General features: G+C 71.5%; 10 protein-coding genes. 1 reads left to right on the top strand and 9 read right to left on the bottom strand.

What is annotated here, in order from left to right; genetic code table 11:
* Nucleotides 1-49 precede the first annotated feature (49 nt).
* The gene (locus LMU33_RS14040) at nucleotides 50-742 is read left to right on the top strand and encodes a hypothetical protein (protein ID WP_228620606.1); all 693 of its coding nucleotides are present in this window, start codon (nucleotides 50-52) and stop codon (nucleotides 740-742) included.
* 16 nt (nucleotides 743-758) lie between these two features.
* On the opposite strand, the gene LMU33_RS14035 is transcribed toward LMU33_RS14040, so the two are convergent.
* The 9 genes from LMU33_RS14035 to LMU33_RS13995 form a co-directional block, all read right to left on the bottom strand.
* A complete protein-coding gene (locus LMU33_RS14035) occupies nucleotides 759-2285 on the bottom strand; it encodes an NCS1 family nucleobase:cation symporter-1 (RefSeq protein WP_228620604.1) in 1527 nt (508 codons plus the stop codon).
* Nucleotides 2286-2401: 116 nt separating this feature from the next.
* Nucleotides 2402-3424 (bottom strand): TIGR03842 family LLM class F420-dependent oxidoreductase, encoded by a 1023-nt coding sequence (locus LMU33_RS14030; RefSeq protein ID WP_228620602.1) that lies wholly within the window; start codon nucleotides 3422-3424, stop codon nucleotides 2402-2404.
* A gap of 11 nt (nucleotides 3425-3435) precedes the next feature.
* Complete coding sequence (gene hydA / locus LMU33_RS14025) at nucleotides 3436-4839, bottom strand: dihydropyrimidinase (RefSeq protein WP_228620600.1); 1404 nt, start codon at nucleotides 4837-4839, stop codon at nucleotides 3436-3438.
* A gap of 28 nt (nucleotides 4840-4867) precedes the next feature.
* Nucleotides 4868-5710 carry a nitrilase-related carbon-nitrogen hydrolase gene (locus tag LMU33_RS14020; protein ID WP_153545729.1) on the bottom strand — a complete coding sequence of 281 codons (843 nt, stop codon included), beginning with the start codon at nucleotides 5708-5710 and terminating at the stop codon, nucleotides 4868-4870.
* Nucleotides 5711-5865: 155 nt separating this feature from the next.
* Complete coding sequence (locus LMU33_RS14015) at nucleotides 5866-7431, bottom strand: PucR family transcriptional regulator (RefSeq protein WP_228620598.1); 1566 nt, start codon at nucleotides 7429-7431, stop codon at nucleotides 5866-5868.
* A 17-nt stretch (nucleotides 7432-7448) separates the two neighbouring features.
* The gene (locus LMU33_RS14010; protein WP_228620968.1) at nucleotides 7449-8699 is read right to left on the bottom strand and encodes an aspartate aminotransferase family protein; all 1251 of its coding nucleotides are present in this window, start codon (nucleotides 8697-8699) and stop codon (nucleotides 7449-7451) included.
* A 29-nt stretch (nucleotides 8700-8728) separates the two neighbouring features.
* Nucleotides 8729-9571, bottom strand: a complete 843-nt coding sequence (locus tag LMU33_RS14005; RefSeq protein ID WP_228620596.1) for a nitrilase-related carbon-nitrogen hydrolase — start codon at nucleotides 9569-9571, stop codon at nucleotides 8729-8731.
* 206 nt (nucleotides 9572-9777) lie between these two features.
* Complete coding sequence (locus LMU33_RS41960; protein ID WP_372477955.1) at nucleotides 9778-10383, bottom strand: hypothetical protein; 606 nt, start codon at nucleotides 10381-10383, stop codon at nucleotides 9778-9780.
* Nucleotides 10384-12109: 1726 nt separating this feature from the next.
* Nucleotides 12110-12361, bottom strand: coding sequence for a helix-turn-helix domain-containing protein (locus LMU33_RS13995; RefSeq protein ID WP_228620592.1), 252 nt, complete (start codon nucleotides 12359-12361; stop codon nucleotides 12110-12112).
* Nucleotides 12362-12364: the final 3 nt, after the last annotated feature.

The following is a 12364-nucleotide window of genomic DNA, read 5'->3' as shown; positions in this document are numbered from 1 at the left end:
CACCCTGCGGACCCCTTCCGTACCCCCTCCCCCACCCGAGAAGTGCGCCGTGCGTTCTCTTCCTCTGCCGCTCGCCCTCACCGCGCGGATCTCGCCGGTCGCGGTGCTCGCCTGTGCCGGCTGGGCGCTGACGTCCGGGCCGGCGGCGTCGTCGGCGACCGCCGGGCACCCGACGGCCCAGAGCGCGTCCAGCCAGTCCTCTTCTTCCTCTTCCTCCTCCGCCGGCCCGTCGTCCACCGTGGCGGCGAAGGCGTACAGCAGTGCGCCCTCCCCCTGCACCAGTGTGTCCGCGGCCACCGTCAAGTCCCTGGTGCCGGGGGCGAAGACGAGCGGCAAGGAGATCCCGTCGACGGACACCAAGCTGCGCCGCACCTGTTCCTGGAACGCGCTGAAGGGCTACGACTACCGCTGGCTCGACGTCTCGTTCGAGATCAGCGGGTCGGACCAGGAGGCGACGCAGGAGTACGAGCAGCGGGTGAAGGAGAAGAGCGGCGGCGGGGCCGTGCCGGGGCTCGGGAACAGCGCGTACTCCGTCGTCAACCTCACCACGGAGGACAAGCAGCAGACACGCGAGGGCGTGGTGATGGTCAGGGTGTCCAACGCCCTGGTGATCGTCACCTACAACGGCAGCGACTTCGACACGAAGAAGGCGCCCGGCACGGACGAGATCAACAAGGGCGCCATCCAGGCGGCACGGGCCGCGGTGGGCGCGCTCGGGGGCGGGCAGTCGCAGTCCGGCTGACCGCCCCCGGACTCCCTTACGCGTAGGCCTCCTTGCGGCCGGTCAGCACCGTGAGGGCCAGGTACAGGACCAGGGACGTGCCAAGGCCCACCGCCCAGCCGTAGTCGGCCAGGGAGGACAGGGCGGGGATGGGGCGGCCGTCGATCAGGGGCTTGAAGCTGGCCCCGCCGACCGCCAGGACGCCGCCGGACAGGAAGGCCACGACCGCGCGCCAGTTCCAGCCGCCCGCGTACCAGTAGCGGCCGCCGGTGCGGTACAGGTCGCCGAGATCCAGGCGGGTGCGGCGCAGCAGCCAGTAGTCGGCGACGAGGATGCCCGCGACCGTGCCGAGCAGCCCGCCGACCAGGCCGAGCCAGGTGAAGATGTAGCCCTGCGGGTCGGAGTACAGCTTCCAGGGGAAGATCAGGACGGCGAGGACCGCGGTGATCAGGGCGCCGGTGCGGAAACTCACCTTCCTGGGCGCCACGTTGGAGAAGTCGAACGCCGGGGAGACCAGGTTGGCCGCGATGTTCACGGAGAGAGTGGCCACCAGGACCGTCACGAGCGCGTAGAGCAGTCCGACCACGTTGTCCGTCTTCGCCGCCAGCTGGACCGGGTCCCAGACCGGCTTGCCGTACACCGCCTGGGAGCCGGAGGTGACCAGGACGGACAGGAACGCGAAGAGGGTCATGGTCGTCGGCAGGCCGAGGGCCTGGCCCCAGGTCTGGGCCTTCTGGCTCCTGCCGTAGCGGGTGAAGTCCGGGATGTTCAGCGACAGCGTCGACCAGAAGCCGATCATGCCCATCAGCGAGGGCCAGAAGATCTTCCAGAAGCCCCCGCCCCAGCCGAGCCTGGAGGGCTGGTCGAACAGCGGGCCGACGCCGCCCGCCTTGCTGCTCATCCACCACAGCATCACGAAGGCGCCGACGAGCACGAAGGGCGCGGCCCAGTTCTCGAAGCGGCGGATGGTGTCCATGCCGCGGTAGATGATCGCGACCTGGATCACCCAGAAGATCGCGAACGACAGCCACATGGTCCAGGCGTAGCCGCCGACGTGGGCCGCGTTCGACCAGCTGTCGCCGATCAGCTTCCCGGCGAGGAAGTAGATCGCCTCGCCGCCGATCCAGGTCTGGATGCCGAACCAGCCGCAGGCCACCAACGCCCGTACGACGGCGGGCAGGTTGGCCCCGCGCACCCCGAAGGAGGCGCGGGCGAACACCGGGAAGGGGATGCCGTACTTGGGGCCGGCATGCCCCGTCAGCAGCATCGGTACCAGCACGATCAGGTTGGCGAGGGCGATGGTGAACACCGCCTGCTTCCAGTCCATGCCGACGGCGATCAGACCGGAGGCCAGCGTCCAGGAGGCCGTGTTGTGGGCCATGCCGACCCACAGGGCGGAGAAGTTGTACGTGGTCCAGGTGCGCCTTACGGCCGGAACCGGGAGCAGGTCCTCGTTGGCGTACGGACCACTGGGCGGCGGGGTACCGGGAGCGAGTTCCACGCGCCCGTCGGGGAGGGTGACTTGGCCGGACAGGGGTATGGCCGTGGGAGCGGTGTCGGTCATGGGCTGGCCAATCGGGGTGAGGTGGGTCGGGAGTGGCCGTGCGGGCACCAGCCCCCTCCCCGGGGCGGGGAGGGGAGACCAAGTGGGGCGTGGGGGGTTGAACTCGAAGGATCCGTTCAGGAATTGATGGCCGGGATCACCTTCGTGCCGTAGGCGTCGATGGTGGCCTCCTGCGCGTCGTGCATGTCGTACACCGCGAACTGGTCGACACCCAGGGCGCGGAGCGCGGTCAGCTTCTCGATGTGCTTCTCGGCCGGCCCGATGACGCAGAACCGGTCGACGATCTCGTCCGGCACGAACTGGGTGTCCGGGTTGCCGCTGCGCCCGTGGTGGGCGTAGTCGTAGCCCTGCCGTGCCTTGATGTAATCGGTGAGGGCGTCGGGGACCTGGGCGGAGTGCTCGCCGTACTTGGCGACCAGGTCGGCGACGTGGTTGCCGACCATGCCGCCGAACCAGCGGCACTGTTCACGGGCGTGGGCGAGGGCCTCGGGCGAGTCGTCGGCGGTGACGTACGCGGGGGCCGCCACGCAGATGGTGACCTCCGACGGGTCGCGTCCGGCGGCTGCGGCGGCGTCCTTGACGGCCTTCACCATGTACTCGGTCAGATACAGGTCGGACAGCTGGAGGATGAACCCGTCGGCCTCCTCGCCGGTCATCTTCAGTGCCTTCGGGCCGTAGGCGGCCATCCAGACGGGGAGCTGGGCGCCCGGCTTGATCCACGGGAACTTCACGACCGTGCCGCCGCCGAGGTCGGCGGCCTCGCCCCTGCCGAGGGCCCGGATGACCTTCATCGCCTCGCTGATACGCGCGAGGGTGTTGGGTTTGCGGCCCGCGACCCGCATCGCGGAGTCGCCGCGGCCGATGCCGCAGACGGTGCGGTTGCCGAACATGTCGTTGAGGGTGGCGAAGGTGGAGGCGGTGACCTCCCAGGTGCGGGTGCCCGGGTTGGTGACCATCGGGCCGACCTTCAGTTTCGAGGTGTTGGCCAGGATCTGGCTGTAGATCACGAACGGCTCCTGCCAGAGCACGGCGGAGTCGAACGTCCAGCCGTACGTGAATCCGTTGCGCTCGGCCCGCTTCATCAGGCTGACGACGCGGGAGGCCGGCGGGTCGGTCTGCAGGACGAGTCCGAAGTCCATGGGCGCCACTCCTAGTTGAGGTACTGACAGGTGGAGCGCGGGGTGAAGGCGCCGTGCCCGGCGTGCCCGGTGTACTCGCGCTCGCTGATGACGGGTTCGCCGCGCGAGAGCACGGTCTCGACCCGGCCGGTGGTGCGCCTGCCCTCGTAGGCCGAGTAGTCGACGTTCATGTGGTGGGTCTCGGCCGACATGACCTGCTCGGCGTGCGGGTCGTAGATGACGATGTCGGCGTCGGCGCCGGGGGCGATGGTGCCCTTCTTCGGGTACAGCCCGAACATCCGCGCCGGGGTCGCGCAGGCGATCTCGATCCAGCGGCGGCGGGAGATGTGCCCGTCGACGACGGCCTGGTGGAGCAGGTCCATGCGGTTCTCCACGCCCGGCAGGCCGTTGGGGATCTTGGAGAAGTCACCGCGGCCCAGCTCCTTCTGGCCGGCGAAGCAGAACGGGCAGTGGTCGGTGGAGACGACCTGGAGGTCGTTGGTGCGCAGTCCCCTCCAGAGTGCGGCCTGGTGCTCCTTCGGCCTCAGCGGTGTGCTGCACACGTACTTGGCGCCCTCGAAGTCCGGCTCGGCGAGGTTGTCGGTGGACAGGAACAGATACTGCGGGCAGGTCTCGCCGAAGACGTTCAGCCCCTCGTCCCGGGCCCGCGCCAGCTCGGCCACCGCCTCCGCCGCCGAGACGTGCACGACGTACAGTGGGGCGCCCGCGACCTGGGCGAGCCGGATGGCGCGGTGGGTGGCCTCGGCCTCCAGCAGGGCCTTGCGGACCTCGCCGTGGTAGCGCGGGTCGGTCTCGCCGCGGGCGAGCGCCTGCTCGACCAGGACGTCGATGGCGATGCCGTTCTCGGCGTGCATCATGATCAGGCCGCCGTTCTCGGCGGAGCGCTGCATGGCGCGCAGGATCTGTCCGTCGTCGCTGTAGAAGACGCCGGGATAGGCCATGAACTGCTTGAAGGACGTGACGCCTTCTTCGATCAGCAGGTCCATCTCCTTGAGCGTCTCCTGGTTCACGTCGGAGACGATCATGTGGAAGGCGTAGTCGATCGCGCAGTTGCCCTCGGCCTTGGCGTGCCAGGTGTCCAGGCCCTCGCGCAGGGTGTGGCCGACGCTCTGCACCGCGAAGTCGACGATCGTCGTCGTACCGCCCCAGGCGGCGGCGCGGGTGCCGGTCTCGAAGGTGTCGGAGGCGAAGGTGCCGCCGAACGGCAGCTCCATGTGGGTGTGCGCGTCCACGCCGCCCGGGATGACGTACTTGCCGGTGGCGTCGATGACCCGGTCGGCGGTGAACGCCTCGGCGGCGGGGGTGCCGGAAGCGGCGAGGGCGGCGACGCGGCCGTCCTCGATCAGCACGTCGGCGTGGATCTCGTCGGAGGCGGTGATGACGAGTCCACCACGGATGACGGTACGGCTGCTCATGCTGCTCCCTCGGTCAACAGTGCTGCGGTCAGGGTGCGGTCAGCGGTGTGTACGCCCCCGGTGCCCGGTCGCGGTAGAACTGCCAGCGGTCGCGGACCTCGCGGAGTTTCGCCAGGTCCAGGTCCCGTACGACGAGTTCGGTCTCCTTGTCGCTCGCCACCTCGCCGACGAACTGGGCCTCTGGGTCCACGAAGTAGGTCGTGCCGTAGAAGTCGTTGTCGCCCAGGTCCTCCACGCCCACCCGGTTGATCGCGCCGACGAAGTACTCGTTGGCGACGGCCGCCGCCGGCTGCTCCAGCTGCCAGAGGTAGCGGGACAGACCGCGCGAGGTGGCCGAGGGGTTGAAGACGATCTCGGCGCCCGCGAGGCCCAGCGCCCGCCAGCCCTCGGGGAAGTGGCGGTCGTAGCAGATGTAGACGCCGATCCGGCCGACGGCCGTGTCGAAGACCGGCCAGCCGCTGTTGCCCGGGCGGAAGTAGAACTTCTCCCAGAATCCCTGCACTTGGGGGATGTGGGTCTTGCGGTACTTGCCGAGGTAGGAGCCGTCCGCGTCGATCACGGCGGCGGTGTTGTACAGCACGCCCGGCTGCTCCTCCTCGTACATCGGCAGCACCAGGACGATGCCCAGCTCGCGGGCGAGGGACTGGAAGCGCTGGACGGTCGGCCCCTCGGGGATCCGTTCGGCGTACTCGTAGAAGGCCTTGTCCTGGACCTGGCAGAAGTAGGGGCCGTAGAACAGCTCCTGGAAGCAGAGGACTTGGGCGCCCTGCGCGGCCGCGTCGCGGGCCGCCTGCTCGTGGACCTGGATCATGGATTCCTTGTCGCCGGTCCACGCGGTCTGGAACAGGGCGGCACGGATCACTCGGCTCATCGGGACCTCCGGTAGCTCGGTGTGCCGTGAGCGTAGAGAGCCCGCGCGGGCCGTTCGACTGGCAGCGTGTCACGTCTGCGGGCCGTGCGCGTGTCACCGTGTCACGTGTGCCGGATCCCATGTTTCACCGCCGTTTTCGCAGGTCGTCCCATGTTTCACCCCTGTTGCGCGTCGTGCGCGAGGAGCGCGATGTGCACCGAGGCCGCCTGTTCGAAGTCGTCCAGGTCGACGCCGAGGCGGGCCTGTATGGCCTCCAGGCGGCGGTAGAGGGCGGGCCGGGAGACATGGTGGAGCTGGGCGGTGCGGGACTTGTTGCGGCCGGTGGCGAGATAGGTCCGCAGGACGTTCAGCAGCTCCGGTTCGGACTCGCACAGCAGCCCGTCCAGCTCCCGCTCGGCGAAGGACTGCACCTGGGGGTCGTCGCGCAGCAGCCGGACCAGTCCGCGCAGGTGGACGTCCTTGAGGCGGACCACGGCCGGCAGGTCGAGGGCGGCCGAGGAGTCGGCGACGGCGTCGGCGACATGCCGGGCCTCGCGCAGCCCGGCGGGCACGTCGTCCCAGCCCGTCCGGGGGGCGCTGGCGGCGACCACGGCCCGTGACGCGGTGCGCAGCCGGGCCGCGAAGTGTGCGGTGAGGGCCTCGGCGTCCTGGTCGCGCGCGAGGCTGAGCAGTACGGCGGCCCGGCCGTCGTCGAGCTCGGCGACCAGCCCGGACATCCCCAACAGGCGCAGCACACGGTCGAGTTCGTCCGGAGAGCGGCCGAGGACGACGAGCGGGACGAAGGTGCGCCGGTTGACCGGCAGCCCGGCCGCGCGCGCCCTGGGCAGCAGCCGGCACGCCGGTACGACTCCGGAGAGCAGGTCGGTGAGCAGGCCCTGCGCGGACTCCTCCTCCCAGGAGTGCCCGGCGCCGCCGCCGAGCATGCGGTGCAGGACCAGCGCCTCGGCGGCCCGGTCGGCGAGCAGCCGCCCGGTAGCCGTGTCGCCCCGGTAGCCGCACAGCAGCAGCCGGCCCCAGCGTTCCCCGCGGCCGCCGAGTTCGGCGCTGATCCAGCCGCCGTCGGCGCCGGCACCGGCCTGCCGGGCGATCCGCTCCCAGTCGCGCAGCACGTCGTCCACCGCGGAGCGCTCCCCCGCCGTGGCGAGGACGCGGTGGGCGAGGTTGGTGACCACGACGGGGCAGCCGCTGTGCCGGGCGACCTCGTCGAGCAGCCGCTGCAGGGGCGCACCGGCCGTGATCAGGGCGGTGAGTTCGGTCCGTACGGTCTCCGAGAGGCTGACGGCGGCGAACTTCCGCCGTACCAGCCGGGACTGGACCTCCTCGGTCAGCTCGGCGAACGGGAACGGCCGGTGCAGGACGACCATCGGCAGTCCGCACCGCTCGGCGGCCCGGCGCATCACCTCGGGCGGCGCCGGGAAGGCCCGCCCGAGGCCGAGCACGACGGCGGCGGCCTCCGCACGGTGCAGGGACTGGATGTACTCGGCCTGCTTGGCCTCGTCGCCGGCCAGGAGCACGCCGGTGGTGAGGACCATCTCGCCGCCGCTGAGCATCACCCCGACGTCGGCCGCCTCGGCGACATGCACCCAGCGCACCGGCCGGTCGAGCTGCCCGGCGCCCGCGACCACCTCGGGTTCTCCGGCGAGCACCCGTTCCAGGGTGAGCACCTGGCGGACGGAGAGGGCGGGCTCCCAGGCGTATCGGGTCTCCGAGGTGGTGGTCATGGCCGTACCGCCGTTCTCTAGTACATGCTCCTGAGCGCCCGTTCCAGGATCGCCGCGCCCTCCTCGGCCTCCGCGACGGTGAGCGACAGCGGTGGGGCGATGCGCAGGGCGCTGGTGTTGTGGCCGCCGCCCTTGCCGATGAGCAGTCCGCCCTCGCGGGCCGCCTCCAGCACGGCGGCGGCCGCCTGCGGATCGGCCTCGTCGGTGCCGGGCTTCACCAGCTCGATGCCGATCATCAGGCCACGCCCGCGCACCTCGCGCACGCCGGGCAGCTGGGCGGCGACGGCCCGCAGCCGCTCGATGAGCAGGCCGCCGACCCGGCGGGCGTTGCCCTGGAGGTCGTGTTCGAGGAGGTAGGTGAGGTTGGCGAGACCGGCGGCCATGGTGAGCTGGGTGCCGCCGAAGGTCGAAATGCTGTTGGCGTCCAGGCAGTTCATGATCTCGGCGCGGGCGACCACCCCGCCGATCGAACTGCCGTTGCCGATGCCCTTGGCGAAGGTGACGATGTCCGGCGGGCCGCTGCGGGCGTGCGCCTGCCAGCCCCAGAAGTGCTCGCCGGTGCGGCCCCAGCCGGTCTGCACCTCGTCGGCGATCCACAGGATGCCGTGCTCCTTCAGCACCTCGCGGAAGGCGGCGTAGAGACCGTCGGGCGGGGAGGTGAAGCCGCCGACGCCCTGGATCGGCTCGGCGATCAGCGCGGCGGGCGGCCGGGTGTGGCCGAGGATGTCCTTCAGGTCGGCGACGCACGCGTCGATGAACGCGCGGTCGTCCAGCTCGGCGAACGGGCCCCGGGTGCGCACGCCGCCGTGGACGTACAGGGTCTGCAGCGGGGACAGCGAGGTTGGCGACCAGCCACGGTTGCCGGTGATGCCGACGGTGCTGAAGGAGCGGCCGTGGTAGCTGTTGCGCATCGCCAGGATCGTGTTGCTGCGCCGGTGGGCGGTGGCGAGCAGCAGCGCGGTGTCGTTGGCCTCGGTGCCGGAGGTGGTGAAGAAGACCCGGGCGTCCGGGATGCCGCTCAACTGGGCGACGCGCTCGGCGAGTTCGACCATCGGCCGGTTGAGGTAGAGCGTCGAGGAGTGGATGATCCGCCCCGCCTGCTCACTGACCGCCTTGGTCACCTCGGGCAGCGCGTGCGCGGTCATCGTCGTCAGGATGCCGCCGAAGAAGTCCAGGTACTTGTTGCCGGCGGAGTCCCAGACATGGCGGCCCTCGCCGTGGGTGATCTCGATCGGCTCGTCGTAGTAGAGGGCGAGCCAGTCGGGCATGACCTGGCGGTGGCGGGAGTACAGGTCGTTCACGGCTGCACCAGCCCTTCGTAGGCGTCGGGGCGGCGGTCGCGGTAGAAGGCCCACTGCTGCCGCACTTCCTCGATCAGGTCGAAGTCGAGGTCACGGACGAGGAGTTCCTCGGACTTGTCGCTCGCGGCCTCGCCGACGAACTGCCCGCGTGGATCGACGAAGTAACTGGTCCCGTAGAAGTCGTTGTCGCCGTACTCCTCCTGGCCGACACGGTTGATGGCGGCGACGAAGTACTCGTTGGCGACGGCGGCGGCGGGCTGCTCCAGTTGCCACAGATAGGCGGACAGTCCGCGGTGCGTGGCCGACGGGTTGTAGACCAACTGGGCGCCGTTTAGTCCCAGTTGGCGCCAGCCCTCCGGGAAGTGCCGGTCGTAGCAGATGTAGACGCCGATCCTTCCCACGGCGGTGTCGAAGACGGGCCAGCCCAGGTTGCCGGGTTTGAAGTAGTACTTCTCCCAGAAGCCCTTGACCTGCGGGATGTGGTGCTTGCGGTACTTGCCGAGGTACGTCCCGTCGGCGTCGATCACGGCGGCGGTGTTGTAGTAGAAGCCGGACTGCTCGACCTCGAACACGGGGACCACGACGACCATGCCGGTCTCGCGGGCGAGGTCCTGCATCCGCCGCACGGTCGGCCCGTCGGGCACCGGCTCGGCCCAGCGGTAGTGCTCCGGCTCCTGGACCTGGCAGAAGTAGGGCGAGTTGAAGACTTCCTGGAACCCGATGACCCTGGCACCCTGCCGGGCCGCCTCACGGGCGTGCTCCTCGTGTTTCGCCACCATGGACTCGGTGTCGCCGGTCCAGGTGGCCTGGACCAGGGCGGCTCGTACGACGTTGGCCATGAGCTGCTCCTTCGACGGGACCGTCAGAGCCTCTACGCCCGTAGAGGGGGCCGTAGAGGGACGAACGTAAGCCTCCGGGAGGCCCTTGCCAAGACCATCGTCGTCAACCCGCGGAGTTGATCACGTTTCACACTCCGGTGGGTGAGCGAGGGCGTCACTCGAAGGGGTGAAACGGAGCATACCGGGACGAGGTGATGGACTGCCGGTCACGTCGTGTGCCCGGCCACCCGCAGTGCGTGCACGAGATCCCAGTGCCGCTCGTCGGAGACGGCCTGCGCGGCGTGCAGCAGCAGGGGCACGAGCCGGGGCGGATCGGGTACGACGCTCCGGACGGCCTCCTCCGCCGTACGGCCCCGCACACAGGCGTCCAGTAAAGCCGCCGCCTCCCGCCGGCGCCCCTGCTCCTCCAGCCGCAGCACGGCCGCGCCGATCTGCTCCGCCGGGCGGGCCACGCCCTGCCGCAGCATCTGCCGCCCGTCGGCCTCCCGCCCGGCGGCGGCGAGCGCGTCGGCGGCGGCGACGAGCCGCTCCGCGGGCAGCGAGGCGGTCTCCCACAGCAGCGTGGCCCAGTCGGCGCCCAGCCCGGCGCTGTGCAGCGCGTCGGCGAGCGCCGGGAACCGTTCGGCGGGCCAGTGCACGACCTCGACGAGCAGCACATGCGCCTCCCCGCTACGCCCTTCGGCCCGCAGCCGCCCGAGCCGCTCCACGACCTCGGCCACCGCCGCCCTCGCCTCGGCGTCCACCACCGCGACGGGGACCGCCGCCGGCTCGCCCGCCTCACCGGCCCCGGCGAACCGCGCCCCACGCGGCACACGCCGCGCGGGTGCCTGCGGCGCGACCGACGGGGATACCTGCCGCGCATCAGCAACGGCCCCGTCCTCCTCCACCATCCCGGCGAACCGCGCACTGCCACGGCGGCGTTTACGGGGCTTGGCGGGCGACCCGGGCTCGGGGGCCGAGGAGGAGGGCGGGGTGGCGCTTCGGGGGTCGACGGGGTTGGTACGGGGGGCGGATGCGGCGGCCTGTGGGGGGTGGACGGCGTGGGGGGACGGCGGAGTGGGGGGCACGGGCTGACCGGTGCGGGGAGAGAGGGGGGTGGCTTGCGTCCCCCGGGCACCGCCGGGAGAGGCTGAGGCGGCTTGCGCGGACTGAGCAGCGTCGGGAGACGGTGGAGCGGCTTGACCCGCCCAGACGCCACCCGAGGAGGCTGAGACGGCTTGCGCGGACCGACCAGCGTCGGGAGACGGTGGACCGGCTTGACCCAACCAAGCACCACCCGAAGAGGCTGAGACGGCTTGCGCGGACTGAGCAGGCTGAGGAGACAGCGGGGCACCTTGCGCCCCCCGGGCGGCGCCGGGAGAGGTTGAGGCGGCTTGCGGGGGCTGACCGGCGCGAGGAGTGAGGGGGGTGGCATGGGCCGCCCGGGCGGCGCCGGGAGGGGCCGAAGCGGCTCGCGTGGTCTGAGCAGCGTGGGGAGACGGTGGGCCTGCTTGCGCCGCCCGGCCGACGCCCGGGGTGGGGGCGGCGGCTTGCGTGGACCGAGTGGCGCGAGGAGAGGGCGCGACGGCAGGTGCGGGGGTGAACGTGTGCGGGGCCGGCGGGGACGCTACGGCATACGGGGTCCGAGCCGAGCCGCCCTCGGGATGTGGGAACGGATCGGACTCGACAGTGCGCGGGGGCCGAGCCGAGCCGCCAGTCCGTGGGGCCGAGGCGGGTTCGGCGGCGTACGCGGCTCGCGCGGGGCCATCAGCATGCGAGGCCGCAGCGGGCCCGGCAGCGTGCGGCCCGGACTCACCGCCACTCCGCACCGCCCCGTCACCGACCACTCCCCGCCACTCCCCTCCCGCCGGCCGGCCCGCGCGGTCGGCCTCCCGGAAGGCCTCCGGCACCTCCGTGGGCGCCCTGCGCGCCGCACCCTCGCCCCCGGCCTCCCGTCGATCCAACTCCGCAAGCCGCGCCCGGAGTTCGGCGCACCTGGCGGTCGCGCGGTCGTGGTCGTCGTGCGCCCAGGCGAGGTCGAGGTGGAGGGACTCGGGGTTCTCGGTGGGGGGCGGGGCGGACAGGAGGCGGGTGAGTTCGGCCCGGCGTTCGGCGGCGTAGCGCTGTTCGCGGAGCATCACGTCGAGGCGGTCCAGCAGGGTGTCCCGCGCGCCGGGCCGGGCGTCGTACGCCGTGAGCGCGGCACGGTACAGGGCACGGGCCCGTTCCCGTTCGGCGGCCGCGGCGGCGGGGCCGTACACCGCGGCGAGGTCCTCCAGCAGCGCCTCCACCACGTCCCACGGCAGCACCTCGCGCCCGTCCAGGCAGGCCCGCATGCCGTCGGGGTCGCGTTGCCAGAAGATCCCGCTCCACCCTCCGCCCTGGTCGAGGCGCGCCAGCAGGCCGTCCAGGTAGCTCGCGAACTCCCGCACTCCACCGGGGAGTCGATCCACCGCCATCGCTCAGCTCCCGCCCGACCGCCGGCCCTTCCGGTGGGTAGGCAACACGAGTCGTGTTACGGCGCTGCTACGCAGCGTTTTCCGGCAGAGCGCGGGCGCCTCACACGGGCACGAGCGCGCACCGCACGACCAGCTCATCCATCGACAGACCGAGGGCCCCGGCCAGCGCGGCCACCGTGAAGAACGCGGGTGTCGGCGCCCGGCCCGTCTCGATCTTGCGGAGCGTCTCGGCGGAGACACCCGCCTGCGCGGCGACCTCGGTCATGCTCCGGCCGCCGCGCGCCTCGCGCAGCAACTGTCCGAGCCGTTCGCCACGTTCGCGCTCTTCTGGGGTGAGGGGGGTGCGCACCATGCA

The sequence above is a fragment of the Streptomyces barringtoniae genome (assembly GCF_020819595.1).
In the GTDB taxonomy this organism is placed as follows: domain Bacteria; phylum Actinomycetota; class Actinomycetes; order Streptomycetales; family Streptomycetaceae; genus Streptomyces; species Streptomyces barringtoniae.
Note: the sequence above shows the minus strand (reverse complement) of the source record. Positions and strands in the feature narration are given on the sequence as shown.